Source organism: Erythrobacter sp. NE805 (assembly GCF_046452355.1).
GTDB lineage: Bacteria > Pseudomonadota > Alphaproteobacteria > Sphingomonadales > Sphingomonadaceae > Erythrobacter.
This window is the reverse complement of record NZ_JBKFDI010000004.1, coordinates 267,725-293,457: the sequence shown is the minus strand read 5'-3', so window position 1 is coordinate 293,457 and position 25,733 is coordinate 267,725. Positions and strand designations below refer to the sequence as shown.

General features: G+C 68.3%; 31 protein-coding genes. 9 read left to right on the top strand and 22 right to left on the bottom strand.

What is annotated here, in order from left to right:
- Positions 1-25: 25 nt before the first annotated feature.
- Positions 26-310, top strand: coding sequence for a BrnT family toxin (locus tag ACLBKU_RS15505; RefSeq protein ID WP_410180460.1), 285 nt, complete (start codon positions 26-28; stop codon positions 308-310).
- Positions 270-590, top strand: a complete 321-nt coding sequence (locus ACLBKU_RS15500; protein ID WP_410180459.1) for a BrnA antitoxin family protein — start codon at positions 270-272, stop codon at positions 588-590. Before ACLBKU_RS15505 ends, ACLBKU_RS15500 begins: the two co-directional genes overlap by 41 nt.
- A 3-nt stretch (positions 591-593) precedes the next feature.
- On the opposite strand, the gene ACLBKU_RS15495 is transcribed toward ACLBKU_RS15500, so the two are convergent.
- From ACLBKU_RS15495 to rpmF, 5 genes are all read right to left on the bottom strand, one after another.
- Positions 594-1,022, bottom strand: coding sequence for a MerR family transcriptional regulator (locus tag ACLBKU_RS15495; RefSeq protein WP_410180458.1), 429 nt, complete (start codon positions 1,020-1,022; stop codon positions 594-596).
- Positions 1,023-1,042: 20 nt separating this feature from the next.
- Complete coding sequence (locus ACLBKU_RS15490) at positions 1,043-1,342, bottom strand: integration host factor subunit alpha (RefSeq protein ID WP_410180457.1); 300 nt, start codon at positions 1,340-1,342, stop codon at positions 1,043-1,045.
- Positions 1,343-1,480: 138 nt separating this feature from the next.
- Positions 1,481-2,446, bottom strand: a complete 966-nt coding sequence (locus ACLBKU_RS15485; protein ID WP_410180456.1) for a beta-ketoacyl-ACP synthase III — start codon at positions 2,444-2,446, stop codon at positions 1,481-1,483.
- Complete coding sequence (gene plsX / locus ACLBKU_RS15480) at positions 2,443-3,540, bottom strand: phosphate acyltransferase PlsX (protein ID WP_410180455.1); 1,098 nt, start codon at positions 3,538-3,540, stop codon at positions 2,443-2,445. The genes ACLBKU_RS15485 and plsX overlap by 4 nt, the downstream gene beginning before the upstream one ends.
- Positions 3,541-3,578: 38 nt before the next feature.
- The gene (gene rpmF / locus ACLBKU_RS15475; protein ID WP_067404794.1) at positions 3,579-3,755 is read right to left on the bottom strand and encodes a 50S ribosomal protein L32; all 177 of its coding nucleotides are present in this window, start codon (positions 3,753-3,755) and stop codon (positions 3,579-3,581) included.
- A 225-nt stretch (positions 3,756-3,980) separates the two neighbouring features.
- Between rpmF and ACLBKU_RS15470 the strand changes: the two genes are divergently transcribed.
- Positions 3,981-4,376, top strand: a complete 396-nt coding sequence (locus ACLBKU_RS15470) for an MAPEG family protein (protein WP_410180454.1) — start codon at positions 3,981-3,983, stop codon at positions 4,374-4,376.
- Here ACLBKU_RS15470 and ACLBKU_RS15465 read toward each other — a convergent pair.
- The 4 genes from ACLBKU_RS15465 to ACLBKU_RS15450 all read right to left on the bottom strand — a co-directional run bounded on the left by ACLBKU_RS15465 (position 4,373) and on the right by ACLBKU_RS15450 (position 6,621).
- Positions 4,373-4,921, bottom strand: coding sequence for an MOSC domain-containing protein (locus tag ACLBKU_RS15465; protein WP_410180453.1), 549 nt, complete (start codon positions 4,919-4,921; stop codon positions 4,373-4,375). The two genes, ACLBKU_RS15470 and ACLBKU_RS15465, sit on opposite strands and share 4 nt — an antisense overlap.
- Positions 4,921-5,562 carry an MBL fold metallo-hydrolase gene (locus ACLBKU_RS15460; protein WP_410180563.1) on the bottom strand — a complete coding sequence of 214 codons (642 nt, stop codon included), beginning with the start codon at positions 5,560-5,562 and terminating at the stop codon, positions 4,921-4,923. The genes ACLBKU_RS15465 and ACLBKU_RS15460 overlap by 1 nt, the downstream gene beginning before the upstream one ends.
- Positions 5,563-5,637: 75 nt before the next feature.
- A complete protein-coding gene (locus ACLBKU_RS15455; protein ID WP_410180452.1) occupies positions 5,638-5,931 on the bottom strand; it encodes a hypothetical protein in 294 nt (97 codons plus the stop codon).
- A gap of 9 nt (positions 5,932-5,940) precedes the next feature.
- Positions 5,941-6,621, bottom strand: coding sequence for a helix-turn-helix transcriptional regulator (locus ACLBKU_RS15450; RefSeq protein ID WP_410180451.1), 681 nt, complete (start codon positions 6,619-6,621; stop codon positions 5,941-5,943).
- Between the two features lie 129 nt (positions 6,622-6,750).
- On the opposite strand from ACLBKU_RS15450, the gene ACLBKU_RS15445 reads away from it, so the two are divergent.
- On the top strand, positions 6,751-6,954 hold the full coding sequence (locus ACLBKU_RS15445) for a hypothetical protein (RefSeq protein ID WP_410180450.1): 204 nt from the start codon (positions 6,751-6,753) through the stop codon (positions 6,952-6,954).
- Positions 6,954-7,376 (top strand): hypothetical protein, encoded by a 423-nt coding sequence (locus ACLBKU_RS15440; protein WP_410180449.1) that lies wholly within the window; start codon positions 6,954-6,956, stop codon positions 7,374-7,376. Before ACLBKU_RS15445 ends, ACLBKU_RS15440 begins: the two co-directional genes overlap by 1 nt.
- Positions 7,377-7,488: 112 nt before the next feature.
- On the opposite strand, the gene ACLBKU_RS15435 is transcribed toward ACLBKU_RS15440, so the two are convergent.
- The 11 genes from ACLBKU_RS15435 to fsa form a co-directional block, all read right to left on the bottom strand.
- Positions 7,489-8,928, bottom strand: a complete 1,440-nt coding sequence (locus ACLBKU_RS15435) for an aldehyde dehydrogenase family protein (protein ID WP_410180448.1) — start codon at positions 8,926-8,928, stop codon at positions 7,489-7,491.
- A 111-nt stretch (positions 8,929-9,039) separates the two neighbouring features.
- The gene (locus ACLBKU_RS15430) at positions 9,040-10,722 is read right to left on the bottom strand and encodes an acetolactate synthase large subunit (RefSeq protein ID WP_410180447.1); all 1,683 of its coding nucleotides are present in this window, start codon (positions 10,720-10,722) and stop codon (positions 9,040-9,042) included.
- Positions 10,723-10,815: 93 nt separating this feature from the next.
- A complete protein-coding gene (locus ACLBKU_RS15425; protein WP_410180446.1) occupies positions 10,816-11,754 on the bottom strand; it encodes a D-2-hydroxyacid dehydrogenase in 939 nt (312 codons plus the stop codon).
- A gap of 10 nt (positions 11,755-11,764) precedes the next feature.
- Positions 11,765-12,121: a hypothetical protein gene (locus tag ACLBKU_RS15420; protein ID WP_410180445.1), complete on the bottom strand. Its 357-nt coding sequence runs from the start codon at positions 12,119-12,121 to the stop codon at positions 11,765-11,767.
- A gap of 160 nt (positions 12,122-12,281) precedes the next feature.
- Positions 12,282-13,766 (bottom strand): cysteine--tRNA ligase, encoded by a 1,485-nt coding sequence (gene cysS, locus ACLBKU_RS15415; protein ID WP_410180444.1) that lies wholly within the window; start codon positions 13,764-13,766, stop codon positions 12,282-12,284.
- 44 nt (positions 13,767-13,810) lie between these two features.
- Positions 13,811-14,473: a nitroreductase gene (locus ACLBKU_RS15410; protein WP_410180443.1), complete on the bottom strand. Its 663-nt coding sequence runs from the start codon at positions 14,471-14,473 to the stop codon at positions 13,811-13,813.
- 148 nt (positions 14,474-14,621) lie between these two features.
- Positions 14,622-15,119 (bottom strand): hypothetical protein, encoded by a 498-nt coding sequence (locus ACLBKU_RS15405; RefSeq protein WP_410180442.1) that lies wholly within the window; start codon positions 15,117-15,119, stop codon positions 14,622-14,624.
- Entirely contained in the window at positions 15,116-15,739 is a 624-nt protein-coding gene (locus ACLBKU_RS15400) for a hypothetical protein (RefSeq protein WP_410180441.1), read from the bottom strand. Before ACLBKU_RS15400 ends, ACLBKU_RS15405 begins: the two co-directional genes overlap by 4 nt.
- 123 nt (positions 15,740-15,862) lie before the next feature.
- A complete protein-coding gene (locus ACLBKU_RS15395) occupies positions 15,863-16,252 on the bottom strand; it encodes a hypothetical protein (protein WP_410180440.1) in 390 nt (129 codons plus the stop codon).
- Positions 16,253-16,379: 127 nt separating this feature from the next.
- Positions 16,380-18,218, bottom strand: a complete 1,839-nt coding sequence (cobT, locus tag ACLBKU_RS15390; RefSeq protein ID WP_410180439.1) for a cobaltochelatase subunit CobT — start codon at positions 18,216-18,218, stop codon at positions 16,380-16,382.
- A 4-nt stretch (positions 18,219-18,222) separates the two neighbouring features.
- Positions 18,223-18,876 carry a fructose-6-phosphate aldolase gene (gene fsa / locus ACLBKU_RS15385; RefSeq protein ID WP_410180438.1) on the bottom strand — a complete coding sequence of 218 codons (654 nt, stop codon included), beginning with the start codon at positions 18,874-18,876 and terminating at the stop codon, positions 18,223-18,225.
- 59 nt (positions 18,877-18,935) lie between these two features.
- On the opposite strand from fsa, the gene ACLBKU_RS15380 reads away from it, so the two are divergent.
- On the top strand, positions 18,936-19,592 hold the full coding sequence (locus ACLBKU_RS15380) for a DUF2490 domain-containing protein (protein ID WP_410180437.1): 657 nt from the start codon (positions 18,936-18,938) through the stop codon (positions 19,590-19,592).
- 7 nt (positions 19,593-19,599) lie between these two features.
- Here ACLBKU_RS15380 and ACLBKU_RS15375 read toward each other — a convergent pair whose 3' ends face one another.
- On the bottom strand, positions 19,600-20,283 hold the full coding sequence (locus tag ACLBKU_RS15375) for a DUF4197 domain-containing protein (RefSeq protein ID WP_410180436.1): 684 nt from the start codon (positions 20,281-20,283) through the stop codon (positions 19,600-19,602).
- A 55-nt stretch (positions 20,284-20,338) separates the two neighbouring features.
- Here ACLBKU_RS15375 and ACLBKU_RS15370 point away from each other — a divergent pair, with 55 nt between their 5' ends.
- Both ACLBKU_RS15370 and ACLBKU_RS15365 read left to right on the top strand, forming a co-directional pair.
- Positions 20,339-22,507 (top strand): primosomal protein N', encoded by a 2,169-nt coding sequence (locus ACLBKU_RS15370; protein ID WP_410180435.1) that lies wholly within the window; start codon positions 20,339-20,341, stop codon positions 22,505-22,507.
- Positions 22,508-22,541: 34 nt separating this feature from the next.
- The gene (locus ACLBKU_RS15365) at positions 22,542-24,104 is read left to right on the top strand and encodes a cryptochrome/photolyase family protein (RefSeq protein ID WP_410180434.1); all 1,563 of its coding nucleotides are present in this window, start codon (positions 22,542-22,544) and stop codon (positions 24,102-24,104) included.
- Here the strand turns inward: ACLBKU_RS15365 and ACLBKU_RS15360 are convergent.
- Complete coding sequence (locus ACLBKU_RS15360; protein ID WP_410180433.1) at positions 24,092-24,988, bottom strand: CPBP family intramembrane glutamic endopeptidase; 897 nt, start codon at positions 24,986-24,988, stop codon at positions 24,092-24,094. The genes ACLBKU_RS15365 and ACLBKU_RS15360 overlap by 13 nt on opposite strands.
- A gap of 103 nt (positions 24,989-25,091) precedes the next feature.
- Here ACLBKU_RS15360 and ACLBKU_RS15355 point away from each other — a divergent pair, with 103 nt between their 5' ends.
- Complete coding sequence (locus tag ACLBKU_RS15355; protein WP_410180432.1) at positions 25,092-25,727, top strand: glutathione S-transferase family protein; 636 nt, start codon at positions 25,092-25,094, stop codon at positions 25,725-25,727.
- Positions 25,728-25,733 lie beyond the last annotated feature (6 nt).

Below are 25,733 nucleotides of genomic sequence, written 5' to 3'. Positions count from 1 at the left end.
TTAAGGGTCTTCGCCGGAGGCTACGTTGAAGAAATTCCAGATCGAGTATGACGAAGCCAAACGTTTAAAGATCCTTGCAGAACGCGGCCTTGACCTGCGCGATGACCCACAAGAGGTCTTCGCGGGTAAACACATCGAATCCGAAGATACTCGGCAGGATTATGGCGAGGCACGATATCGGGTTTGGGGCTTTCTCCGCGGACGCAGAGTTAGTCTAGTCTGGACTCCGCGTGGCGAAACCCGACGGATCATCACGATGAGATATGCCCATGAACAGGAACACCAAGCCTTCTTCGGCATCTTGGACTGATCCCGACGATGACGATGTCATCTTGACCGAAGAGATCGTCCGCCAAGCCGCAATCTATCGCGGCGGCGTTTTGGTCCGTCCCGCTACTGGCAAGCTCGGGCCGAACGGGATAATTCCGCTCGCGCCCGGGGACAGGGGCGCGGGACGACCACCTTCCCCCAACCCCAAACGGCAGGTGACCCTGCGCCTCGATCCCGATGTGCTGGAGAAGTTCCGTGCGACCGGCAAGGGCTGGCAGTCGCGGATCAATGCCGAATTGCGCAAAGCACTCGGGATCTGAGGCTCACGCCTCCAATGCGGCCGCGAGCCTCGCGCGCACGGACTTGAGCCCGGCGATGATCTCGGCGAGGTCGGGCGTTTCGGGGACCACCAGCCGCACGCCCGGCTCGGCGGGTTCGGCATCGACGCGGCGCTCCCCGGCGCGGCGTTCGGCGCCGCGGCGGTCGAGCGGGGACCTCGCGGCGGCGCGCAGCACCGCCTCGGCGCCCTTGAGGGTGTAGCCCTCGCGGTTCACGAGGCGGTCGATGGTGCGCACCAGCTCGATGTCGGCCGGGCGGTAGTAGCGCCGCCCGCCGCTGCGTTTGAGCGGCTTCAGCAGCGGGAACTGCGCCTCCCAGTAGCGCAGCACGTGAGGCCGGATGCCCAGCGCCTCGCTGACTTCGCCGATGGTGCGCAGCGCGCCCTCGTCCTTGCCGTCACCGAATGCGCTCATCGTGCCTCACCCATGCTGTCTCAACCCTTGGCGATCCGTTCCTTGAGCAGCTGGCTCGCGCGGAAGGTCATCACCCGGCGGGGCGTGATCGGCACCTCGATCCCGGTCTTGGGATTGCGGCCGATGCGCTCGTTCTTGTCGCGCAGCACGAAGCTGCCGAAGCCGGAAATCTTGACGTTCTCGCCGCGGGCGAGCGCGTCGCTCATCTTGCCGAGGATCGCCTCGACCATGTCGAGCGATTCCGCCCGGCTGAAGCCCATCTTGCGGTTGATGGTCTCCGCCAGGTCGGCGCGCGTCAAAGTGCCAACCGAACGCATCATGCGTAATCTCCTTCGCGGCGCGACCCGAAAAGTGGGCGACAGTTTACGATTTTGCACCGGTTTTGCAAAGCGATGCCGCAGGTCCGGCGAAGTTTTCAGCAATTGTGTTAGGGATCGGGACTGACCGGCCCCTGCCGATTACATCCGGATCAGGCTCGCGCCCCAGGTGAAGCCGCCGCCCATCGCCTCGAGCATGACCAGATCGCCCGGCTTGATCCGCCCATCCTTGCGCGCGACGTCGAGCGCGAGCGGCACCGAGGCGGCCGAGGTGTTGGCGTGGCGGTCGACGGTGACGATCACCTTCTCGGGCGCGATGCCGAGCTTCTTCGCGGTCGCATCGAGGATCCGGGCATTGGCCTGGTGCGGCACGACCCAGTCGAGGTCTCCAGGAGAAAGCCCCGTATCCTCAAGCACTTCCTTGAGCACGTCGGAAAGGTTCACGACCGCGTGGCGGAACACCTCCTGTCCGCGCATACGGACATGGCCCACCGTCTGCGTGCTCGACGGGCCGCCGTCGACATAGAGGAGATCGTGGTGGTCGCCGTCCGAATGGAGCTTCGTGCCGAGGATGCCCGCGCCGCTTCCATCGCCCGAGGGCGCCTCGAGCACCACGGCGCCGGCGCCGTCGCCGAACAGCACGCAGGTGGTGCGGTCCTCCCAGTCGAGGATGCGACTGAAGGTCTCCGCGCCGATCACCAGCGCGCGCCGCGCCATGCCGGTGCGCAGCAGCGAATCGGCGGTGGCGAGCGCGTAGAGGAAGCCCGAGCACACCGCCGCGACATCGAAGGCGATCCCGCCCTGGCAGCCCAACGCGGCCTGGACCTTGGTCGCGGTCGCCGGGAAGGTGTTGTCGGGGGTGGCGGTGGCGAGGACGATGAGGCCAATGCTCGCAGCCTCGACCCCGGCATCGGCAAGCGCCGCGCGGGCGGCGGCGATGGCGAGGGTCGCGGTGGTCTCGTCCTCGCCGGCGATATGCCGCTGGCGGATGCCGGTGCGCGCGGTGATCCACTCGTCCGAGGTGTCGACCCGCTCCGCCAGCTCGGCATTGGTCACGATCCTGCGGGGAAGCGCCGATCCTGTCCCGAGCAGCCGCGATCCGCTCACGCAGTCGCCTCGCTGTCGGGCTCGGGCGTGACGGCTGCGGCGGTGCGGCCATTGCGGCGCAACGTCTCCTCGCCGAGCTGCGAGAGGTCCTGTGCGATCCGCTCGGTGAGCTTGTTCTCGAGCAGCCGTGCGGTCACCGCGACGGCGTGGGCGACGCCCTTGGCGGTCGCGCTGCCGTGGCTCTTCACCACGACGCCGTTGAGGCCGAGGAAAACCGCGCCGTTGTGGTTGTTGGGATCGAGGTGGTGGCGCAGCAGCTCGGTCGCGGGGCGCGAGACGAGAAAGCCGATCTTCGAGCGCAGCGAGGAGGTGAAGGCCTGGCGCAAGAGGTCGGTCACGAAGCGCGCCGAACCCTCGATCGCCTTCAGCGCGATATTGCCCGAGAAGCCGTCGGTGACGACCACGTGGGTTTCGCCGCGGTTGATCTTGTCGCTCTCGACGAAGCCGTCGAACTGGAGCGCGAGCCCGCCGTCGGCCGAGGCGGCGGCGAGGGTCGCGGCGGCCTCCCGCAGCTCCTCGGTGCCCTTGATCTCCTCGGTGCCGATGTTGAGGAGGCGCACGACCGGGCGCTCGAAACCGTTGACGATGCGCGAATAGGCCGCGCCCATGACGGCATATTGCACGAGGTTCCTGGCATCGGCCTCGGTGTTGGCGCCGAGGTCGAGCATCACCACGTCGTGCGATTGCAGGGTCGGCATGATCGCGGCGAGCGCCGGGCGGTCGATCCCGGGCATGGTGCGCAGCGCGAGCTTGCTCATCGCCATCAGCGCGCCGGTGTTGCCGGCACTGACCGCGGCGCCGGCCTCGCCAGTCTTCACCGCGTTGACGGCGAGGCCCATCGAGGTGGTCTTGGCGCGGCGGATCGCCTTGCTGGGCAGCTCGTCGCCGCCAACCACATCGTCGCAATGGAGGACTTCGGAGGCCGCGCGCAGGTTCGGGTGGTTTTGGAGCGCGGCCTCAATCCGCTTGCCGTCGCCGACCAGCAGGAACTTGAACTTGTCGTGCTGACGCCGCGCGAGCGCCGCCCCCTCGACCATGACGCGCACGCCCTCGTCGCCGCCCATCGCATCGACCGCGATACGGGGCAGGTTCATCGTGCTACTCTCCGGTCCGGGATAAAGGCCAGCGGCACTCAGCCGACGGCGACGACCTGGCGCCCGTTGTAGTGGCCGCAGTGGCCGCAGATGTTGTGCGGGCGCTTCAGCTCGCCGCAGTTGCTGCATTCACCGAAGGCTTCGACCTTCAGCGAATCGTGCGAACGACGCATGCCGCGGCGGGAGGGCGATACTTTTCTCTTGGGGACAGCCATGGCGGCACCAATTCCTCGAATAACTGACGTAGGGCGCCTGCCAGCGCCGTGATTCTCGACGGCCGCCCTTACGGCAAGGAGGGTGCGCGCACAAGCGGTGAGCGGGTGCACGCGTTCCTTGGCCAGCAGCGGCGGGAAGGCGCGCGCTATAGCGGAAAAATCGCGCGTTGCAAGCAGCCCCGCAGGCCCCTAGCACAGGGGCCTGTCAACGAGGGGATCTCATTCATGACCGTGCTTCCTGTCACGCTCGCCGCGGCCGCGGCGGCCGCCGTACTCAACATCTGGCTGGGACTGCGCATCGGCGCGCTGCGCAACGCGCTCCAGATCAGCATCGGCGACGGCGGCAGCGAGGCGCTGCAACGCCGGATGCGCGCGCAATTGAACTATGTCGAGAACACCGCCTTCGTGCTGATTCTGGTGGCGGCGATCGAGCTCGCCGGGACCGGCGGCCAGTGGCTCGCCTATGTCGCGGCGGCCTACTTCCTCGCCCGCATCGCGCACGGCTTCGGGATGGACGGCGGCAAGGCGCAGGTCGGGCGGATGGTGGGGACGATCGTTACCCTCCTCACCCAGCTCGGCCTCGCGGTGGCCGCCGCGCTGACCGCGGCGGGGGTGCTCTAGACCCGTTCGAGCGGAAGGAAGGGCGGTGGCGGGAGCTCTGCACGGATCGGGTCACCGGCCTGCACCGTGCCGCCCGCGCGCACGATGCTCATGATCCCGGCCTTGCGGATCAGCGTGCCGTCCGGGCCCCTGTCGAGCACCGCCTTGAGCAGGCCGGGCCGGAACGCGTCGATCTGCGCGCAGGGGTTTCTGAGGCCGGTCACCTCCAGCCGCACCTCCTCGCCGATCGCCAGCACCGTGCCGCGCGGTAGGGAGAGCAGGTCGATCCCGGCAGTGGTGATGTTCTCGCCGAGATCGCCGGGGCGAACCGCGTGCCCCTGCGCGGCGACCTCATCGAACAGCTCGGCATGAATGAGGTGCACCTGCCTGAGGTTCGGCTGGGTCGGATCGACCTTCACCCGCGAGCGGTGCTTCACCGTCACGCCTGCATGGGCGTCGCCCTCGACCCCGAGGCTCCCGACGATGGTGATCGCCTCGACGACCTCCTTGGAGAAGCGGTGCGCCCCATCCCGAGCCACGGCGATGACGCGGCCCGCTTGCGGCATCAGCTCAGCATGTAATCCGAGACGAAGGCGTTGGTCTTGCGCTCGCGGCCGAAGGTGCTGGTGGGGCCGTGGCCAGGGATGAACATCACGTCCTCGCCGAGCGGCCAGAGGCGCTGGGTGATGCTATCGATCAGGTCCTGGTGATTGCCGCGCGGGAAGTCGGTGCGGCCGATCGAGCCCTGGAACAGCACATCGCCGACGATCGCGAAGCGGCTGGGTTCGTGGAAGAACACCACGTGGCCCGGCGTGTGGCCGGGGCAGTGGATCACGTCGAGGGTGAGTTCGCCCACCGTCACCGTGTCGCTGTGCTTCAGCCACCGGGTGGGCGTGAAGCTCTTCGCCACCATCCCCCAGCGCGGGCCATCATCGTCCAACTGGTCGATCCAGAAGCGGTCATCCTCATGCGGGCCTTCGATGGGGAGGCCCAGCTCCTCGGCCAGCATTCCGGCTTGCCCGCAATGATCGAGGTGCCCGTGGGTGACGAGCAGCTTCTCGAGGCTAACCCCCGCCTTGGCGACGCCCTCCTTGAGCTTGTCCAGATCCCCGCCCGGATCGACCAGCGCGCCCTTCATGGTCTTCGTGCACCAGATCAGCGAGCAGTTCTGCTGGAGCGGCGTCACGGGGATGATCGCGGCGCGCATGGGGGGGAGCGGCTTGGGGGTATCGGTCATGTCGGGGGACTGCGCATTTTGTCAGCGATACGCAACCGCGTTTTTTCAGGATTGGCGTAGTATCGGCTCATCCCACGGACCAACGTCCAGTTCGATGGCCAGCGGCTCTGTGGGAACGAGGTCAGCCTTTGACTTCAGCTTTGCCTGCAACCCTGCGACGGCATCGTCCCGACGCGAATAGATGCCTGATGGCGGATAGTCGTTCATCCAATAGCCGCCGCATTCCTCGTCGGGCTCGTTGTAGGTCTCGGTGGCGAACTGGAACAGACCGTCCGGGCGCACCAAAAGGCGCCCCCTTCGGCTGCCTGCCATCAATAATTCGGTTGCGGTGACAATCATCTAGCGAGCCTACACCCGCCCCCCCTTCCACACAACCCGCCCGATGATCTCCACCTCCTCCGCCGCCACCTCCACCGGCGGGTAGGCGAAATTCTGCGAGAGGAGCGCCACCCGCCCTGCCCCCGCGCTCGCCACGCGCTTGACCATCAGCGTGTCGCCGAGGCGCACCACGTGGATGCCGTCCCTGAACGTACGCGGGGCGCGGTCGACGAGGATTTCGTCGCCGTCGTTGAGCAAGGGCTCCATCGAATCCCCCTCGACCCGGATCGCGGAAAGCTGCGCGCGAGCGAGGCCCTGTTCCTCGAGCCAGCGGCGCGAGAAGCGGAAGGTGTCGAAGGCGGCTTCCCCGCCCGGCACCCGCCCCGGCCCCGCCGAGGCGCCGAGGTCGAGGCGCGGCACCTCAACCCAATTGCCCGACTCGCGGCCGCTCGGGGGTTCCACGTAGGAATTATCCCGCGCCTCGCGCAGCTCCTCCTCGCCCACGCCGAGGAAGCGGGCGAGCGTTGCCCGATCCTGCTCCTCCAGCTTACGCGGCGAACCTTTCCGGATGAATTGCTGGAGATAGGTCGGATTACGCCCGACCAACTCGGATAACGCGGCGAGGCTGACGCCGCGTTCCTGCGACAATTCGAGCAGCCGCGCGCGCGGTCCGGAGAGAGGCTCACGGGGGGAAAGTGAGGGATTTGCCATAGGCGCATCCTACGCGAAGGATTTTTCCTAGACAAGTAGGAAATGTAGTGAAACAAAAAGTGAACATCGGGCCGAGTCGCCCGGTCGAAACAACAACCTGGATCAGCATTTCAACAGGGACGCAAAACCATGCTGCTACGGACGATCGAGACCTTCCTGCGGACGCATGCCATGCCCGCCACCAAGTTCGGGCGCCTCGCCGCCCACGACCCGCGCTTCGTGCTCGACCTGCGGATGGGCCGCACCCCGCGCCGCGACACCGAGTTGCGCACCCGCGCCTGGATGCAGGGCTACACCGACGGCGTCGCCGCAGATGCGCGGGAGATGGCCTGATGCTCACCGAAAGCCTTCGCGATCCCTTCGCGCTCGTCCTCGCCGACCTCGACCCGATCGAGGTCAAGTCCGGCCCCCTTCCCTATGCCGTCGCCGCGCTCCGGCCGCGCCGCAACCTCGCCGACCGGGTGCGCTCGGCGCTGCTCGGGATCACCGCCGGACACGGCACCCTTCTGGGCCACGCCGAGACCGCCTGGGCTTCGATCACCTTCGCGGGCACCCGCCACGAGGTGGTGCTCGAGTTCTGCGGCGCCGAGGCCGTCGCGTACGGCGAGGAGCTGATCGAGCGCCTGCCCGATCACGAGTTTACCCTCCCCGGCCAGCTCGTCGCCGACGCCACCGTCACCAAGGTCGACCACCGCTTCGGCGCGATGGAGCGGCTCGAGGTGACCGCGGTGCTGCTGCTGCTCGAGGAGGGGTGAGGCCCGCCTTTCCCCCTCCCTCGAGGGAGGGGTTAGGGGTGGGTGTTCTGCGTGCGATGGAACGTGGTACCCCCACCCCCAGCCCCTCCCCGGGGGGAGGGGAGCAAGACAGTCAGGTCCGCCGCACCACCAGGTTGCGGATCTCGGTCATGTCCTCCATCGCGAAGCGGATGCCCTCGCGGCCAAGGCCTGAATCCTTGACCCCGCCGTAGGGCATGTTGTCGACCCGGTAGGAGGGCACGTCGTTGATGACCACGCCGCCGACTTCGAGCCGATCCCAGGCGTCGAACATCTTGAACAGGTCGCGGGTGAAGATCCCCGCCTGGAGGCCGAACTTCGAATTGTTGACCTCCTCGAGCGCTTCGTCGAAGTGGTCGAACTTCTGAAGGATCGCGAGCGGCCCGAAGGCTTCCTCGTTCTTCGCCTTGGCATCTTCCGGCACGCCTTCGAGCAGCGTCGCCTCGAGCATGTTGCCCCGGCTGAGTCCCCCGCCGCACAACAGGGTCGCGCCGGCCCCGACCGCCTCGTCGATCCAGCCCTTGAGGCGCCTGGCCTCGCCTTCCGAGATCATCGGGCCGATGAAGGTCGCGCGGTCCTTGGGATCCCCCGCGACGAGGGTCTTCGTGCGCTCGACCAGCATTGCCTTGAAGCGGTCGTAAACCTCGGCGTGGATGAGGATGCGCTGCACCCCGATGCAGGACTGGCCCGACTGATAGAAGGCGCCGAAGATCACCCGTTCGAGCGCGTCGGCAAGGTCGGCGTCGCGGTCGATGATCACCGCAGCATTGCCGCCCAGTTCGAGCACCACCTTCTTCTTGCCCGCCTTGGCCTTGAGGTCCCAGCCCACGCCCGGCGAGCCGGTGAAGGAGAGCAGCTTCAGCCGCTCGTCCACGGTGAACATGTCCGCCCCTTCGCGGTGGGCGGGGAGGATCGAGAAGGCGCCCTCGGGGAGGATGTCGCATTCGGCGAGCACCTCCCCCATGATGATCGCGCCGAGCGGCGTCTTCGATGCGGGCTTCATCACGAAGGGGCAGCCGACCGCGATCGCCGGCGCGATCTTGTGCGCGGCGAGGTTGAGGGGGAAGTTGAAGGGCGAGATGAAGCTGCACGGCCCGATCGGCACGCGCTTCCACATCCCCATGTAGCCCTTGGCACGCGCCGATATGTCGAGCGGCTGGACCTCGCCGTAGTTGCGCACCGCTTCCTCGGCGGCGATGCGGAAGGTGTCGATCAGGCGGCTGACCTCGCCCTCGCTATCCTTGATCGGCTTGCCCGCCTCGACGCACAGCGCATAGGCGAGCTCGTCGAAGCGCTCGCGGAAGCGGCGGACGCAGTGCATCAGCACGTCCTGCTTCTCGAAGCTCGCCAGCCGCGCCATCGGCTCCGCCGCCCGCACCGCACCGGCGATCCCCTCCTCGATGATATCGGGCGTCGCCATCGCGGTGCGGAAGGCGACCGCGCCGGTGAACTTGTCGGTGACCTCGAGGTCGGTGTTGGGCTGCACCGCCTTGTTGTTGAGGTAGAGGGGGTAGGTGGATTTGAGTTGGGGCATGGTGTTTGCGTCTTCCTCGTCTTCCCGGACTTGATCCGGGATCCCGCTACTTCTTGGGCCGCTGCGGGAAGGAAGCGGGGCCCCGGGTCAAGCCCGGGGAGACGACATGGCCTAAAGCTGCGCGCTCAGCCGCTTGATGTCGCGGTTCAGGATCTGGTCGTTTTCGGTATAGTCAACCGGGCAGTCGATGAGGTGCACTCCCGGCGTGGCGAGGCAATGCGCCAGCAGGTCGGTGAGGTGCTCGCTCGAGGTCACCCGGTGCCCGGTCGCCCCGTAGCTCTCCGCGTATTGCACGAAATCGGGGTTGCCATAGGTGAGGCCGAAGTCGGCAAAGCCCATGTTGGCCTGCTTCCAGCGGATCATGCCATAAGCATCGTCGCGCAGGATCAGCACGGTGAGGTTGAGGCCGAGGCGCACCGCGGTCTCCATCTCCTGCGAGTTCATCATGAACCCGCCGTCGCCGCAGATCGCCATGACCTTGCGGTCGGGATAGAGCATCGCGCTCATCATCGCCGACGGGAGCCCCGCGCCCATCGTGGCGAGCGCATTGTCGAGCAGCACGGTGTTGGGGAGATAGGCCGTATATCCCCGCGCAAACCAGATCTTGTAGACCCCGTTGTCGAGGCAGATGATCCCGTCCTCGGGGATCGCGCCGCGCACCTGCTTGACGAGGTGGGGCGGGAAGATCGGGAAGCGGGTGTCGGCGGCGAGGCTCTCGGTATGGGCGAGCTCGGCCGCGCGGTATCCGAGCATCCGGCGGAAGTCCCACCGGCCCTGCGGCACGATGTCCTCCTTGATCTGGTAGATCGCGTTGGCGATGTCGCCGATCACTTCGATATGCGGGAAGTAGACGGGGTCGACCTCGGCGGTCTTGGTCGAGACGTGGATGACCTTGGGCGGGCTGTCCGATCCAACCGCGCCCTCGCCGTCGTTCTTCATGAAGAAGGGCGGCTTTTCGATCACGTCGTGGCCGATGTTGACGATGCAGTCGGCGTCCTGGATCGCGCGGTGGACGAAATCGCCCGCCGAAAGTGCCGCGCAGCCGAGGAACAGCGGGTGGCGCTCGTCGATCACGCCCTTGCCCATCTGCGTCGTCAGGAAGGGGATGCCGGTCTTGTCGACGAACTGGCGCAGCATCCGGCCGGTCATCTTGCGGTTCGCGCCTGCGCCGATGACGAGGATCGGGGCCTTGGCGCTCTCGATCGCGAGCACCGCCTGGCGCACGGCCTTCTCCTCGGCGGAAGGCCGGCGGGCGAGGCTGGGTGCGAGCGGCCGGCTGGTGGTGCGCTCCTCGGCGATGTCCTCGGGGAATTCCAGGTGCACCGCGCCCGGCTTCTCCTCCTCGGCGAGCCTTATCGCCTCGCGCACCCGGCTAGGGATGTTGTCGGCGCTCGCGAGCTGGTGGGCGTATTTGGTGATCGGGCTCATCATCGCCACGACGTCGAGGATCTGGAAGCGGCCCTGCTTCGATTTCTTGATCGGCTTCTGCCCGGTGATCGCGAGCGTCGGCATCCCGCCCAATTGCGAATAGGCGACCGCGGTCACCATGTTGGTCGCGCCGGGGCCGAGCGTCGCGAGGAACACCCCGGTCTTGCCGGTATGCCGGCCATAGGTCGCCGCCATGAACCCTGCGCCCTGTTCGTGGCGGGTGAGGATCAGCTTGATCTTCGTCGAGTGGGAGAGGCTCTCGAGGAAGTCGAGGTTCTCCTCGCCCGGCACGCCGAAGATGTATTCGACGCCCTCGGCCTCGAGGCACTCGATGAACAGGTCCGATGCCTTCTTGGTGTCGCTCATGCCGGCTGATTCCCCCCGTGCGGGTGACCGCCCGATGATCGGCGGTCACGCGCGGAGAGTATTGCAGAAAAGCGCGGCGGCGCAACCGACCCGTCAGTAGCCGAGGCGCGGATCGAAGACCGGGGCGATGGGCTCGCCCTTGAGCCAGGCGTCGAGGTTGGCCAAGAAGCGGTCGGCGCTGCGAACGAACATCTTGTCCTGCGCGCGGCCCGACAGGTGCATCGAGATGTGGGCGTTGTCGAGCGCCCAGAGCGGGTCGTCGGCGGGGAGCGGCTCGGGAGTGGTGACGTCGAGGAAGGCGCCGCCGATCCGCTTGGTCTGGAGCGCCTCGACCAGCGCCGGCTGGTCGATCACCGAGCCGCGCGCGAAGTTGAGGATCACCGCGTCGGCCTTCATCGCCGCCAGCTCCGCCGCCCCGATCATCCCCTCGGTTTCGGGCGTGGCAGGGACCGCTAGGATCACCCAATCGAAGTCGCCGAGCCGCGCGCGCCATTCGTCGGGGCCGAGCGTGTTCGCGCCGGGCGAGCGGCGCACCACCGTCACGTCCACCTCGAAAGCCGCGAGGCGCGGGGCGACCGCCTTGCCGATCGCGCCATAGCCGAGCAGCAGCGCCTTCGAGCCCGCCAGCTCGCGCTTGCCGGGGCTGTCGAACAGCCACTCGCGCCGCTCGGCCGCGCGCATCACCTCGCGGTAGCCCTTGGCGATGTTGAGCATCCCCATCACGATGTATTCGGCGATGGTGACGGCGTTGATCCCGGCTCCGTTGGTGACAGTGATCCCGCGCTCGATCAGCACGTCCATCGGCAGGAAATCGAGGCCCGCATAGATCGAATTCAGCCACTTCAGCTTCTTCGCCGCCACCAGCGTCTCGGCCATCGCCGCCTTGTCGTTCATGTCGAACCAGCCGATCTCGGCATCGGCGACGGCCGCGAGCGCCTCCTCGTGGGTCATGAACCAGCGCACATCGAGGCCTTGCGGCAGGCGCGGTTCGAGCATGGGGCGGATGAGGCCGGAGATCGCGAGAATGGTCATGGCGCGAGGGTTACTGCCGGAAAGCGAGCCACGCCACCCCTGCCAAAGCTGGCAGGCCGGCAAGGTCCACAAGTGCGATGCGCTTCAGCGCCGGGGGCGATCCGGCCTGCCACCAGAGGAACAGGAAACTCACCATGCTGATGCCCACGACCAGCACCGCGAGCCGCCGCCCCTCGGGCACGAACGCCGCCCAGAGGCAGGCGACGAAGACGGCGAGGAACAGCCCGGCTCGGTGCTGCATCAGCAGGAACAGCGGGCTGTCCGGCGGGATGCGGTAGAGCGCGGTCAGCGTCGCGGGCCGAACAAAGGCGAGCGCGGGGGTGGCGTGGATCGCGGCGAGGATCAGCCAAAGGATAGGTTGCAGCATGCAACCGGTCTAGCGGCGACCTCTGCCCGTGTCCACCTTTCCGCCCATCCTCGTCATTGCGAGGAGCCGAAGGCGACGTGGCAACCCATGGACCCGACACCAGCCGGAAGGTCGGACCATGGATTTCTTCGCCTTCGGCTCGCAATGACGAGATCAAGGTTTAGGAGAGCTTCCACTCCCAGCCGAGCGGATCGCCGTCCATCACCTCGACGCCCTGGCCTGCGAGCTCGTCGCGGATCGCATCCGAGGCGGCGAAGTCCTTGGCGGCGCGCGCCTCCTTGCGCCGGGCGAGCGCGGCTTCGATCTCGACCTCGGTGATGGTCGCGGCCTTGGGGCGGAGGCGCAGGTCGGCGCGGGTGAGGTCCGCCAAGCCCAATCCAAGCACGCTATCGAAAGCGGTCGCCCAAGCGACGATTGCCGAACTGTCCACCTTCTTGAGCGAGAGGACCTGCTCCAGCACGACGAGCGCCTCGGGCGTGTTCAGGTCTTCGGCAATCGCGGCATCGAAGGCAATTCGAAGCTTTTCCAGTTGCTCCGGTAGTGCCCGAGCAATCCAGACACCTTCGGCCTTCGCCTTAGCGTTTTGGTAGGCCATCACCATCCGCTTCAACCGCGTCAGCGCGGCCCCCAGCCCCTCCCAGCTGAACTCGAGCTCGGAGCGGTAATGCGCCTGCAGGCACATCATCCGGTAGGCAAGCGGGTGATAGCCCCGGTCGACCAGCAATTGCAGCCGCAGGAACTCGCCCGAGGACTTGCTCATCTTCCCCGAGCGTTCGACGAGGAAGTTGTTGTGCATCCAGATCTTGGCGCCCGAGTTCCTCGGGTCGTCCAGCCCGTTGGTGCAGCAATAGGCCTGGTTTTGCGCGATCTCGTTGGGGTGGTGGATCTCGCGGTGATCGATCCCGCCGGTGTGGATGTCGAAGGGAAAGCCCAAGAGCGCCTCGCCCATTACCGAGCATTCGAGGTGCCACCCCGGCGCGCCCCGACCCCACGGCGAATCCCATTCCATCTGGCGGGTCTCGCCCGGCGGGGTCCTGCGCCAGATCGCGAAGTCGGCGGCGTTGCGCTTGCCCTCGACATCGCCGATGCGGCTCTCGCCATCATCGGTCTGGGCGCGCGCCAGTCGGCCATAATCGGCGACGGTGGAGACGTCGAAGTAGAGCCCGCTGTCGAGCTCGTAGCAGTGCTTGTCGGCGATCGACTTGCCCCAGTCGATCATCGCCGCGACATACTCGGTCGCGCGCGGGTGCTGTTTCGGCTGGACATTGAGGCGCGCAAGGTCGGCCTCGAAATCGGCCTGGTAGTAGCGCGCGATGTCCCACGCGCTCTTGCCCTCGCGCGCGGCCATCTTCTCCATCTTGTCCTCGCCCTCGTCCGCGTCCGAGGTGAGGTGGCCGACATCGGTGATGTTGACCACGTGGGTGAGCCTGTAGCCCTTCCACTGGAGAGCGCGCCCCAGCGTATCGGCGAACACATAGGCGCGCATGTTGCCGATATGCTGGTAGTTGTAGACCGTCGGCCCGCACGTGTAGACGCGCGCCTCCGGGGGGCTCGCCGGGTCACCGGGAACGCCCGGGTGGACGGGCTCGAACACCTCGAGCGAGCGGGTGAGCGAGTTGAACAGCTTCAAAGGCGCGTCGGTCATGGGCGGGGCCTTTGCCCCATTCCCTCACCCTCGCGCAAGCGGGCTCATTCGAAGCCGATGAAGCGCACGTGCTCCGCGAGCGGCACGCGCTCGCGTTCGAAATTGTTCACCGGCGCCTGCGGGTCGCGGTAGCCGATCGCCATGCCGCAGAAGAACATATAGCGTTCGTGATCGAGCCCGAGGAAGTCGCGGATCACGTTGGCATAGAGCGCCATGTATTCCTGGAAGCAGGAATCGAGCCCCTCTTCGCGCAGCAGCAGCGCGACCGTCGCGAGCCACATGCCGGTGTCCGACCACTGCGGCTCCTTCATGAGGCGCGGAAAATAGACGAACATCACCGCGGGCGCATCGAAGCTGGTGGCGTTCTTCATCATCGCCGCCATGCGGCCCGCCCCGTCCTCGCGGGCGATGCCCATCGCGCCGAACATCCCTGCCGAGACGCCGTGGAGCCGCGCGGTGTAGGCGGGCTCCTGCCCGGGCGCGGTCCAGTCGTATTCGGCCTGCTGCGGCGGGGTGGTGGTGATCCTGGCCTGGAGGTCCTTCAATGCCTGCCCGGTGACGATGCTCGCCTCCCACGGCTGGTAGTTGCACCCCGAGGCCGCCCAGCGCGCCTTGTCCATCACGCGGGTGAGCGTGGCAAGATCGACCGGCTTGTCGAGAAAGGCGCGGATCGAGCGGCGGGTGGTGACGGCTTCGGTGACGTTCATTGTCGGAGTTCCCCAATGCGTGGACCCGATCCATGCGCCAACCCAGTTGCGAAATGCAACCCCTGAACATCGCCCTCGCGAAACTGGCAGCCCGGCGAGCGTCGCCCGGGCACCGCCGTGGCGGCACCCGGGCGCGCCGATGTCGGACTTACTTGCCCGGGTAGTTGGTCGCGCGCACGGCGTCGGACATGTCCTCGGCGTCGACGAGCTTGGGGTTCTTGTGCTTCTCGCGGAACTCCTTCTCGGTGCTCGGCGCGATGTCGGCGCGGCCCGACATGAAGCCGGCCTTGATCTTGCAGCGCACGAACTGGGTCTCGTCGGGCTCGATCTCGAGCGTGAGCGCGTCCTTGGTCTCGAGCGACTTGACGGTGAAGCTGCGCGGGCCCGGTTCGGACACGAGGATGAAGTACTTGCCCGCACCCAGCGAGCTCAGCTTGTCGGCCGCGCCCACGTCGAACACCGCGCAGCCGAGCGCCGCGCCGCTGAGGCCGCCGGTGCGGTAGAACAGGACCTGCCCCTTGCCCGGCGGCGGCGGCGGGATCTTGAGCTCGGCGTCGGCCTGCTGCGCGAGCGCCGCGGGGGCGGCGGCGGTCAGCGCGAACGGAGCCGCCACGGCGAGCGCGATGGCGGCGAAATACTTGTTCATTCGGGTCCCTCCTGTTGTGAAGCCTGATCCCCGGACGGTGCATCCGCCGCGGGCGCGGAGCGCGCGAAGCGCTCGTCGTCGCGAGTCTTGGCGCCGGCGACGGTGCCGGGCGGGACATTGGTGTTGCCGCCGCCGATGAAAATGGCCAGCGGGCTCACGATCGCCATCGTCGCGTTGACCGCACCGACGTTGTCGACGCCCTTGCTGAGCGACAGTTCCCCTTCCGCGAGGAAGCGGAAGCTGCGCAGCGGAATGCGGCGTCCGTCATGCTCGAGCCAGCGCGCGGCGAGCACCAGCTCGCCGGCAGCCCCCCCGATGCCCGCCTTCTTGGCGTGGACGACCTGCCCCTCGCCCCTGATCCCGGCGGGCAGCACCTCGATCCCGTCCACCACCACCGGCTGGACGAGGCGGATCGGGAAGGTCTCCCCCGCCACGCTGATCTTGGAGCCCAGCGCCTGGTCGATCGCGATCACGATCGGCGTGGCCTTGGGGAGGAGCAGCGCATCGTCCGCGGGTGCGGGGGCCTCGGGAGGAACCTCGCTCGCAGGGGCGGCGACCGCTTCCGGCGCAGGCTCTGCGGACGCGGGCTCGGCGGCCGCGACGGGCTGCATAAGCAGCACGAATAGCGAAGAAAACAAGCGTTGCGCCCCTGCCTGATTGGCTTGCGGGGCCAGACATCGATCAAGCGCGCGTTCGGGTCAACGGCAAAGTGCAACCAATCGTCGCAGGCGGTTGCGGGGCGGTCATTTCTTCGCCGGGCGCGAGCCGCGGCGCCTGGGAGCGGCGGCGGCTTCGGTGTCCTCGGGCTCGTCGACATCCTCGTCGCCCGCCTCGGTGAGGGCCTCGCCGAGCTGCTTGAGCTTGTCCTGGTTCTTCTCGGCGCGCTCGGAAATCCTGACCGTCGCCTCGCCGAGGCGGTGGAGCAGCGCCGCGATGCGCTCGCCGTCGGGCTGGTCCTTCTCGAGCTGCTTTCTGAGCGAGGCGAGATCGCGGGCGATGCCCTTGGACCCCGGCACGTCGGTCTCGGCGAGGGCGGTCTCCCAATCCTCGATCATCGTCGCCCCGCGCTGGGGTTTGACGTCGTCGAGGCCCTTGTTGATGGCGTTCATGGTGGCGGCGAACTTGATGGCCATATGATGCTCCTGGTCGGCCCCGCGGCAGTGCGGGCGGGTGACTAGAGCAGGGATACAGGGGCGCTGTTCCGGGCCATCCGGCGAGTGCTGGCGGAATCGCGACAAGGACCGGAGCGCCCGGGCTGACCTAGCGCCGCGCCTTGCCGCCCTTCTCGTCCTCGAACAGTTCCGCGAGCTGTTCCATGATCGTGCCGCCCAATTGCTCGACGTCCATGATCGTCACCGCGCGGCGGTAATAGCGGGTGACGTCGTGGCCGATGCCGATGGCGACGAGCTGGACCGGGGAGACCTTCTCGATCCACTCGATCACGGAGCGCAGATGCGCCTCGAGATAGCCCGCGCTGTTCACGCTGAGGGTCGAATCGTCGACCGGCGCGCCGTCGGAGATCACCATCAGGATGCGGCGTTCCTCGGGGCGGTAGAGCAGCCGCGAGTGCGCCCAGATCAGCGCCTCGCCGTCGATGTTCTCCTTCAGCAGCCCCTCGCGCATCATCAGCCCGAGATTGCGGCGCGCGCGGCGCCAGGGCTCGTCGGCCTGCTTGTAGACGATGTGGCGCAGGTCGTTGAGGCGCCCGGGGTTGGGAGGCTTGCCGTCGGCGAGCCACGCCTCCCGCGACTGTCCGCCCTTCCACGCGCGGGTGGTGAAGCCCAAAATCTCGGTCTTGACCCCGCAGCGCTCGAGCGTCCTTGCCAGAATGTCGGCGCTGATCGCGGCGATGGAGATCGGACGGCCCCTCATCGAGCCCGAATTGTCGATCAGCAGCGTGACGATCGTGTCCTTGAACTCGACGTCGCGCTCGACCTTGTAGGAGAGCGCCGTGCCCGGCGAGACGATCACGCGGCTGAGGCGCGCGGCGTCCAGGACGCCTTCCTCCTGGTCGAAGTCCCAGCTGCGGTTCTGCTGCGCCATCAGGCGGCGCTGCAGGCGGTTGGCGAGGCGCGTCACCACGCCCTGAAGGCCGGTCAGCTGGCTGTCGAGATAGGCGCGCAGCCTGTCCAATTCCTCGGCGTCGCACAGGTCGGGGGCGGCGACCTCCTCGTCGAAGCGGGTGGTGAAGGCCTTGTATTCGACGCTCGGCGGGATCTCGGCCTGCGGGCGGTTGGGGCGGACGGGGGCGTTCGAGGCGTCGCCCTCGTCGCCCGGATCGCCCTCCGACATCTCGCTGTCGGTCTCGGTCTCGGAGGACTGATCGCCCTCGCCCTCGCCCTCGGCCATGTCGCCGGCCATTTCGGCGGATTGCGGGTCGCCCTCGCCCTGGTTGTCGTCCTCGCCCTCGCTGTCGTCGGGGCCGTCCTCCTCGTCGGGCTCGTCGCTGTCGGTCTCGTCGGGGGCGTCGGTCGGACGGGTGAGATCGAGCTCGCGCAGCATGTCGAGCGCGAGCTTCTGGAAGGCCTCCTGGTCGGCGATCTGCTCGGCGAGGCCGGCGAAGTCGCCGCCGACCTTCTCCTCGAGGAAGTCGCGCACCAGCTCGATCCCGCCGCGCGCGCGCTCGGGCACCGGCTCGCCGGTCAGCGCCTCGCGCACCAGCAGCGCGAGCGCGGTCTGCAAGGGGACCTCGGCCGAGTTCTGCGCGCGCACGATCTTGTCGCCCGCGGTGCGCATCTCGGTCGCGGCGTCGAGATTGGCCTTGATCCCGCCGAAGCGGTTGGCGCCGAGTGCCTCGTAGCGGACCTGCTCGATCGCATCGTAGCAGGCCCGCGCGACCGGCTCGGGCGGCGCGGACCTGGCGTGGAGCGCGGCGTCGTGATGGCGCAGCTTCAAGGCGAAGCTGTCGGCAAAGCCGCGCGCCTCGGTGACCTGATCGGCCGGCAGATCGCGCCCGGGCAGCGGCACGCGGAAGCGGTTGCCCGCAGAGCCGGGCACATCGGCGCTCCACGCGACCTCGACCTCGGCATCGCGCGCGATTGCCCGCGATGCGCCGGTGAGCGCCTGCTTGAACAGATCGAGCGGGGACTGGTCGGCCATGGCTTTACAGGATCGACTGGCCCGTCTTCGCCCAGTCGGCCATGAAGCCCTCGATCCCCTTGTCGGTGAGCACGTGCTTGAACAGCGCGTGGATCACCGCCGGCGGCGCGGTCATGACGTCGGCGCCGATCTTGGCGGCCTGGAGCACATGGGTGGTATGCCGCACGCTCGCCACGAGGATTTCGGTCGCGAAGTCGTAATTGTCGTAGATGAGGCGGATGTCCTCGATCAGCTCCATCCCGTCGAAGCCGTTGTCGTCGTGTCGCCCGACGAAGGGCGAGACGAAGGTCGCCCCGGCCTTAGCCGCGAGCAGCGCCTGGTTCGCCGAGAAGCACAGCGTGACGTTGACCATCGTGCCCTCGGAGGAGAGCGCCTTGCAGGTCTTGAGCCCGTCGGGAGTGAGCGGCACCTTGATGCACACGTTGTCGGCGATCTTCCGCAGCACCTCGGCCTCGCGCATCATGGTGGCGTGATCGAGCGCGACCACCTCGGCGCTGACCGGGCCGTCGACGAGCTTGCAGATCTCGGCGGTCACCTCCTTGAAGTCGCGCCCCGACTTGGCGATCAGCGAGGGGTTGGTCGTCACCCCGTCGAGCAGACCGGTCGCGGCGAGGTCGCGGATCGCGTCGATCTCGGCGGTGTCGACGAAGAATTTCATGGGTTCACTCCAGACTTTGCGGGTAGCCAGAGCGTAGCTGCAGAGCCTAGGAGGCGGGCATGACGCTCGGGCCGATCAGATGTGCGATGCTGCTTGCCGCCCTCGCTGCGGCTTGGCAACCATCCAAAGCATCGGCGACGGAAGAAGACACGCAATTCTGGCTCAACACCTTCGTCACGGGGCCGATCGGCAAGACGACGACACTGACGGTCGATGCCACGCAGCGCTGGCGCAGCGACCGGGTCGGGCCGGACCAGCAGACGATCCGCGTCCTCATCGACGAGCAGGTCGCCAGGCGCGCGCGGATCGGCGGCGCGGTCATGCTGTTCGACACCGACGGGCTCACCGAGGTGCGGCTTCACCAGCAGGCGGTGTTTTCGCTGGGCCGGATCGACGCACGCACCCGGGTCGAGGAGCGCTTCTTCGACGGCGCCGACCGCATGGAGGTGCGACTGCGCCAGCGCTTCACCTACAACCAGCCGATCGCGGAGAAATGGCGCGCGACTGCGGGCGTCGAGTGGCTCGGCATCATGCGATCGCGCAATCGCGGCGAAGGCGCCTCGACCGAACAGTGGCGGTTCCAGACAAGCGTCGTGCACAGCCTCGACAAGCGGTTCGATGTCGCCGCGCTCTACTGGATGGTAGCCTTCCCGCGCGGCGACCGGCCGGCGCGGGTGAGCCATATCCCCCAGGTTGCCTTCACCGTCCGCTTCTGAGCGCACCTCACAGCGCGCGGGCGGCGCCGAAGACGGCGATGATCGCCGGGTCGCGCGTCGCCTGCGGGTTGGCGCGGATCGCGGCCTCTTCGCGCGCGATTTCGCCCCACACGGCATTGTCGACCTCGCGCCCGATCCGCTCGGCGACCGCCGCGACGTCCACCCCCGCGAGCGCATTGAGCGCCTCGCCGAGCAGCGGATCGCGGCTCACCCGGATCGCACGGCCCAGTTCGGGCACGACCGCGTCGATCAGCGCCGAGCCGACCTCGGCCCTGAGGTAGGCGCTCGCTGCCGAGGGCCCGCCGCGCACGAGGTCGATGGCGTTCCTGATCCCGATCACCCGCACCGCGTCGGTCACCACCGGGGCGGCGCGGTAGCTCGCGTCGATCGCGAAGCTCGCAAAGCGCTCCTCGAGCCGCTCCTTGAACAGCGCCGAGGTGAGGATGCGCGAGAGAACGTCGCCGCGCGCGCCCATCATCGCGCCGAGGCCGATGCGCGCGACCTGCTCGTCCCAGTAGCCGCCCGGCGCGGTGAGGCGCGCGAAGGCGTTCTCGCAGGCGAGCACCGCCTCCTCGAGGCTGAAGACCGGGCCGGTGCTGGCGCAGCCGGGGAGCAGCAGCGCCGCGCCGAGGCCCGTCGCCCCCGCGAGCAAGCGGCGGCGGGTGGCCGGACGGGTGACAATTGCGGTCATAGTCGATGCCTCCAATCTTGCCCTTCCACCATGGGGCTCTCCATATATCCATGCGATGAACCGGGTGCGCCTCCTTGTCCTTAACGCAGCTTTGGGTGCGCTCGACTACCGGCTGCCCGAAGGGGTCGAGGCGCCGCCGGGGAGCGTCGTCGTCGCGCCGCTCGGCCCGCGCCGGGTGATGGGGATCGTCTGGGACGCGGGAGCGCTGCCGGGCGACGAGATCGCCTTCGAGCGCCTGCGCCCGATCCTCGAGGTGGTGCCCGTCCCGCCGCTCCCCGAGCCCTTGCGGCGCCTCGTCGAGTGGACCGCCGACTACTACTGCGCCCCGCTCGCGAGCGTCGCGCGTATGGCGCTCGCGAGCGGCGGGGCGCTCGGGGGCCCGGCGACGACGACCGAATACCGCCTCACCGGCGCCGAGGCGGGCGGGCGGCTGACCGCGCAGCGCCGGACGGCGCTCGAGAAGCTCGCGGGCGAGCAGGGCACGATGCGCGAGCTCGCGGCCATCGCGGGCGTCTCGGAGGGCGTGCTGCGCGGGATGGCGGGCGCGGGGTTGATCGGGCCCGTCACGGTGAACATCGACCGCCCCTACCCGAGCGCCGATCCCGACTTCCACCAGCCCCGCCTGTCCGAGGCGCAGGCACGCGTCGCCGCACGGCTGGTCGGCGCGGTCGAGGCGGGGTCATTCGCGCCCTTCCTCCTCGACGGGGTTACGGGATCGGGCAAGACCGAGACCTATTTCGAACCCGTCGCCGCAGCAATACGGGCAGGGCGGCAGGTGCTCGTGCTGCTCCCCGAGATCGCGCTCACCGAGAACTTCCTCGCCCGTTTCGCCGCCCGCTTCGGCGCGGCGCCTGTGCTGTGGCACTCTTCCCTCAAGTCCACCGAGCGGCGGCGGGCGTGGCGGGCGATCGCCGACGGCTCCGCGCAGGTGGTGGTCGGCGCGCGCTCGGCGCTGTTCCTGCCCTATGCCGAGCTCGGGTTGATCGTCGTCGACGAAGCGCACGAGATCAGCTTCAAGCAGGACGACGGAGTGCGCTACAATGCCCGCGACGTGGCGGTGATGCGCGCGCGGTTCGAGGGCGTGCCGGTGATCCTTGCGAGCGCCACCCCGGCGCTCGAGAGCCTGCACATGGCGGCGCAAGGCATCTACGAGAAGCTCGACCTGCCGAGCCGATACGGCGGCGCGAGCCTGCCCTCTGTCAGGCTCGTCAACCTCACCGAGGAGAAGCCGGGCAGCCAGCGCTGGCTCGCGGGGCCGCTGGTTGAGGCGCTGCGTGACCGGCTGGACAGGGGCGAGCAATCGCTCCTGTTCCTGAACCGCCGCGGCTATGCGCCGCTGACCTTGTGCCGCAATTGCGGGCACCGCTTCAAATGCCCCTCGTGCAGCGCCTGGCTGGTCGAGCACCGCCTCTCCGCCCGCCTCGCCTGCCACCATTGCGGCTTCGAGACGCGGGTGCCCGAGGCCTGCCCCGAATGCGGCGAGACCGACTGCCTCGTCGCCTGCGGGCCGGGGGTCGAGCGGATCGCCGCCGAGGTCGCCGACCTCTTCCCCGAGGCGCGGGTGGCGGTCGCCACGTCCGACACCCTCAACACCCCCGAGCGCGCCGCGGAGTTCATCGCGATGGCCGAGGGCCGCGCGATCGACATCATCATCGGCACGCAGCTCGTCACCAAGGGCTTCCACTTCCCCGAGCTGACGCTGGTGGGCGTGGTCGATGCCGACCTCGGCCTCGAGGGCGGGGACCTGCGCGCGGGCGAGCGCACCTTCTCGCAGATCGCGCAGGTCGCCGGGCGCGCGGGCCGCGGCGCCAAGCCGGGCGAGGTGCTGATCCAGACCCGCCACCCCGATGCCCCCGTCATCGCCGCGCTCGCCAACGGCGACCGCGACGCCTTCTACGCGGCCGAGACGCAAGGCCGGCGCGACGCGGGCGCTCCGCCCTTCGGACGCTGGGCCGCGATCATCCTTTCCTCCGAGGACGAGCGCGAGGCGCGCGAGGCGGCAGTGCGCCTCGGCGACGCGCGACCTCGGCTCGCCGACGTCCAGATCCTCGGCCCCGCCCCCGCCCCGCTGGCAATGCTCAGGGGCCGCTACCGCTACCGCTTCCTCGTCAACGCCCGCCGCAGCGCGAACGTCCAAGCCGTGCTGCGCGACTGGATCGGCGGCGTGCAATTCGCCCCCGGCGTGCGGGTCGGCGTGGATATCGATCCTTACAGCTTCGTCTGACGCAACCATTCGGGGGGCCCTGCGTATCCCCCCCATGACCCGTCCGATCCTCGTCCCCATTCTCGGCGACCAGCTCTCGCGCAATCTCTCGAGCCTCGCAGGCCTCACCCCCGACGAGGCCGTGATCCTGATGATGGAGGTGTGGGACGAGGCGACATACGTGAAGCACCACAAGCAGAAGATCGTGCTGATCTTCTCGGCGATGCGCCATTTCGCCGCGGAGCTTCGGGCCGAGGGTTGGCGGGTCGACTACGTCACGCTCGACGACCCCGCCAACACCGGCAGCTTCACCGGCGAGGTCGCCCGCGCGGTCGAGCGTCACGGCCCGGGCGAGATCCGGGTCACCGAAAGCGGCGAGTGGCGCGTCCAGGCCGCCATAGCCGAGTGGGAGGACCGCTTCCCCTGCCCGGTCTCGATCCTCCCCGACACGCGCTTCATCGCCAGCCACGCCGACTTCCGGGCCTTCGCCGAGGGGCGCCAGCACCTGACGATGGAGTTCTTCTACCGCGAGATGCGCAAGAAGACCGGGCTCCTGATGGACGCAGGCAAGCCCGCGGGCGGGATCTGGAACCTCGATGCCGAGAACCGCCAGCCGCCCAGGCAGGGGTTGCAATCGCCCCCCGCCCCCAAGTTCCCGCCCGATGCGATCACCGAGGAGGTCATCGCCCTCGTCGCGGCGCGCTTCCCGGGGCATTTCGGCGACCTCGAGCCTTTCGGCTGGCCTGTCACCCGCGCCCAGGCGCTCGAGGCCGCGGAAGCCTTCTTCGCGCGGCGCCTCAGCCTCTTCGGCCCCTACCAGGACGCGATGGTGGCGGGGGAGGACGACCTCTACCACTCGATGCTCTCGACCAGCATGAACTGCGGGCTGCTGGGTCCGATGGAGCTGTGCCTGCGCGCCGAGGCCGAATACCGCGCCGGACGCGCACCCTTGAACTCGGTCGAGGGCTTCATCCGCCAGATCATCGGCTGGCGCGAATATGTCCGCGGCTTCTACTGGTACACCATGCCGGGCCTCGCCGAGGCGAACGCGCTCAACGCCACCCGCCCGCTCCCCGAGTTCTTCTGGACCGGCGCGACCGACATGCGCTGCATCGCCGACTGCGTGCGCACCACCAGCGAGGACGCCCACGCGCACCACATCCAGCGGCTGATGGTGCTCGGCAATTTCTGCCTGATCGCCGCGATCGACCCCAAAGAGGTCGCCGACTGGTATCTCGCCGTCTATGCCGACGCCTACGAGTGGGTCGAGTTGCCCAATGTGGCGGGCATGATCCTCTATGCCGACGGCGGGCGGCTCGCGACCAAGCCCTATGCGGCCTCGGGCAACTACATCAACAAGATGTCGAACTACTGCGGCCAGTGCCGCTACAAGGTCGCCGAGAAGACCGGGCCCGACGCCTGCCCCTTCAACCCGCTCTACTGGGACTTCATGGTGAAGAACCGCGCGCGGCTCGAGAGCAACCACCGCATCGGACGCATCTACGCGACCTGGGACAAGATGGGCGAGGCGAAACAGGCCGAGTATCTCGACAGCGCGCGCAAGGTGCTCGAAAGCCTCGTCCCCGCGAGCCGCGGCTGGGCGCGCTACGCCGACTGAGCGGCCGCCCGGCGGCGCACCCACCGGGGGGCCATCACCTCGCCCGCCTGCGCCGCGCGCCACACCAGCCACACACCGAAGGCGCCCGCGATCACCAGCGCGATCACCGAAGCCTCGAGCCCGAACGACCCGCCGGTGACGAGCGGATCGCCGACCCGCTGCGCGTCGACCAGCCCGTCGACCTCGTTGCCCGAGACCGGCACGTCCCACACCAGCCCCTGCGTCACGTTCCAGCCGAAGTGGATGCCGATCGGCAGCCACAGGCTGCGCGTCAGCATATAGGCCCCGCCGAGCATCAGCCCCGCTTCGACGGCGATCGCGAAGGAGGAGAACAGGCTTGCGCCGGGATTGGCGATGTGGACGAGCCCGAACAGCGCCGAGGTCAGCCCAAGCGCCGCCCAGCTTCCCGCGAACTCCTCGATCCAGCGGAAGAGGATGCCGCGGAAGATGAACTCCTCGACGAAGCCCGCCCCGACCCCGGCGGCGAAGAGCAGGAAGACCCAGCTTGTCATCCCGCCCCAGCCCGCGATCCGGTAGGCGCCGAGCAGCGCGGCGACCGCGACGATCAGCCCGAACAGCACGAAGGCCGCAATCGTGCCGGTCGCCAGCCCGCGCGCCGCTCCGGCAAGCGGCAGGTCGTCGTGCTTGCGCTCGCCGAGGCGGCGCATCACCGTCTTCTGCATGACGACGAGCAGCGCGATCAGCACCGCGACGCCGATCGGCTGTGCGAGGCCGGGGCCGAGCAGCCGGGTCATCTGCGGCCCGGGCAGCGAGGTCACCAGCACGATGGCGATGGTGAGGCCGAGCGCGATCGCAAGCGCGGCGAGCGGGAAATCCGCGATGCGCTTCCACAGCGGCAGCGGCACGGGCGTTGCGGTGTCCATGCTTGATCGATCCCCCTAAGTCGGCCGAGAGCGCAAGGGATGGCGCAAGCGCGCAGGCTTGGCTAGGTCTCGGTGCACACAAATCGACGAAAGAGCCTACACCATGCTGACCATCCACCACCTGCGCCTGTCGCAATCCGAGCGCATCGTCTGGCTCGCCGAGGAGCTGGGGCTCGAATACGACCTCAAGCTCTACAACCGCCGCGCGGACAACCGCCTCGCGCCCGACGAATACAAGGCGCTCCACCCGATGGGCATCGCGCCGGTCATCACCGACGGCGACTTCGTGCTCGGCGAGAGCGGGGCGATCATCGACTACATCGTCGCCAGGTATGCGCCCGGCACTCCGCTGGTCCCCGGCCCAGATCACCCCGACTTCGCCGACCACCTGTTCTACTACCACTGGGCCAACGCGACCTTCATGACCAACGGCATGATGGCGCTCGTCGCGCAGTTCATGGGCGCGAGCGAGCTGCCCTTCTTCGTCGCCGACCGCGTGGCGAAGGGCTGGGCCATCGTCGAGAAGCGGCTCGGCGAGGCGGACTATTTCGGCGGCAGCCAGCTCACCACGGCGGACATCATGATGGGCTTCCAGCTGACGACGAGCCGCGCGATGAGCGGGATGGGCATCGACCACCTGCCCAACCTCAAGGCCTACCTCCAGAGGATCGGCGAGCGCGAAGCCTACCAGCGCGCGATGGCGAGGTGCGAACCCGGGATGCCGCCGAAGCTCGATTGACCCCAA

What these genes read in the sequence shown, in the direction of transcription:
- ACLBKU_RS15420 (WP_410180445.1), bottom strand. Translation starts at nt 12,121, where the DNA reads ATGCTGCAACCTATCCTTTGGCTGATCCTCGCCGCGATCCACGCCACC.
- ACLBKU_RS15500 (WP_410180459.1), top strand. Translation starts at nt 270, where the DNA reads ATGAACAGGAACACCAAGCCTTCTTCGGCATCTTGGACTGATCCCGAC.
- ACLBKU_RS15375 (WP_410180436.1), bottom strand. Translation starts at nt 20,283, where the DNA reads ATGACCGCAATTGTCACCCGTCCGGCCACCCGCCGCCGCTTGCTCGCG.
- ACLBKU_RS15365 (WP_410180434.1), top strand. Translation starts at nt 22,542, where the DNA reads ATGACCCGTCCGATCCTCGTCCCCATTCTCGGCGACCAGCTCTCGCGC.
- ACLBKU_RS15440 (WP_410180449.1), top strand. Translation starts at nt 6,954, where the DNA reads ATGCTCACCGAAAGCCTTCGCGATCCCTTCGCGCTCGTCCTCGCCGAC.
- ACLBKU_RS15435 (WP_410180448.1), bottom strand. Translation starts at nt 8,928, where the DNA reads ATGCCCCAACTCAAATCCACCTACCCCCTCTACCTCAACAACAAGGCG.
- plsX (WP_410180455.1), bottom strand. Translation starts at nt 3,540, where the DNA reads ATGAACCTGCCCCGTATCGCGGTCGATGCGATGGGCGGCGACGAGGGC.
- fsa (WP_410180438.1), bottom strand. Translation starts at nt 18,876, where the DNA reads ATGAAATTCTTCGTCGACACCGCCGAGATCGACGCGATCCGCGACCTC.
- ACLBKU_RS15490 (WP_410180457.1), bottom strand. Translation starts at nt 1,342, where the DNA reads ATGATGCGTTCGGTTGGCACTTTGACGCGCGCCGACCTGGCGGAGACC.
- ACLBKU_RS15410 (WP_410180443.1), bottom strand. Translation starts at nt 14,473, where the DNA reads ATGAACGTCACCGAAGCCGTCACCACCCGCCGCTCGATCCGCGCCTTT.
- ACLBKU_RS15395 (WP_410180440.1), bottom strand. Translation starts at nt 16,252, where the DNA reads ATGGCCATCAAGTTCGCCGCCACCATGAACGCCATCAACAAGGGCCTC.
- ACLBKU_RS15425 (WP_410180446.1), bottom strand. Translation starts at nt 11,754, where the DNA reads ATGACCATTCTCGCGATCTCCGGCCTCATCCGCCCCATGCTCGAACCG.
- ACLBKU_RS15470 (WP_410180454.1), top strand. Translation starts at nt 3,981, where the DNA reads ATGACCGTGCTTCCTGTCACGCTCGCCGCGGCCGCGGCGGCCGCCGTA.
- ACLBKU_RS15355 (WP_410180432.1), top strand. Translation starts at nt 25,092, where the DNA reads ATGCTGACCATCCACCACCTGCGCCTGTCGCAATCCGAGCGCATCGTC.
- ACLBKU_RS15495 (WP_410180458.1), bottom strand. Translation starts at nt 1,022, where the DNA reads ATGAGCGCATTCGGTGACGGCAAGGACGAGGGCGCGCTGCGCACCATC.
- ACLBKU_RS15465 (WP_410180453.1), bottom strand. Translation starts at nt 4,921, where the DNA reads ATGCCGCAAGCGGGCCGCGTCATCGCCGTGGCTCGGGATGGGGCGCAC.
- ACLBKU_RS15380 (WP_410180437.1), top strand. Translation starts at nt 18,936, where the DNA reads ATGACGCTCGGGCCGATCAGATGTGCGATGCTGCTTGCCGCCCTCGCT.
- ACLBKU_RS15405 (WP_410180442.1), bottom strand. Translation starts at nt 15,119, where the DNA reads ATGAACAAGTATTTCGCCGCCATCGCGCTCGCCGTGGCGGCTCCGTTC.
- ACLBKU_RS15360 (WP_410180433.1), bottom strand. Translation starts at nt 24,988, where the DNA reads ATGGACACCGCAACGCCCGTGCCGCTGCCGCTGTGGAAGCGCATCGCG.
- cobT (WP_410180439.1), bottom strand. Translation starts at nt 18,218, where the DNA reads ATGGCCGACCAGTCCCCGCTCGATCTGTTCAAGCAGGCGCTCACCGGC.
- ACLBKU_RS15455 (WP_410180452.1), bottom strand. Translation starts at nt 5,931, where the DNA reads ATGATTGTCACCGCAACCGAATTATTGATGGCAGGCAGCCGAAGGGGG.
- ACLBKU_RS15445 (WP_410180450.1), top strand. Translation starts at nt 6,751, where the DNA reads ATGCTGCTACGGACGATCGAGACCTTCCTGCGGACGCATGCCATGCCC.
- cysS (WP_410180444.1), bottom strand. Translation starts at nt 13,766, where the DNA reads ATGACCGACGCGCCTTTGAAGCTGTTCAACTCGCTCACCCGCTCGCTC.
- ACLBKU_RS15460 (WP_410180563.1), bottom strand. Translation starts at nt 5,562, where the DNA reads ATGCGCGCCGCGATCATCCCCGTGACGCCGCTCCAGCAGAACTGCTCG.
- ACLBKU_RS15370 (WP_410180435.1), top strand. Translation starts at nt 20,339, where the DNA reads ATGAACCGGGTGCGCCTCCTTGTCCTTAACGCAGCTTTGGGTGCGCTC.
- rpmF (WP_067404794.1), bottom strand. Translation starts at nt 3,755, where the DNA reads ATGGCTGTCCCCAAGAGAAAAGTATCGCCCTCCCGCCGCGGCATGCGT.
- ACLBKU_RS15430 (WP_410180447.1), bottom strand. Translation starts at nt 10,722, where the DNA reads ATGAGCGACACCAAGAAGGCATCGGACCTGTTCATCGAGTGCCTCGAG.
- ACLBKU_RS15450 (WP_410180451.1), bottom strand. Translation starts at nt 6,621, where the DNA reads ATGGCAAATCCCTCACTTTCCCCCCGTGAGCCTCTCTCCGGACCGCGC.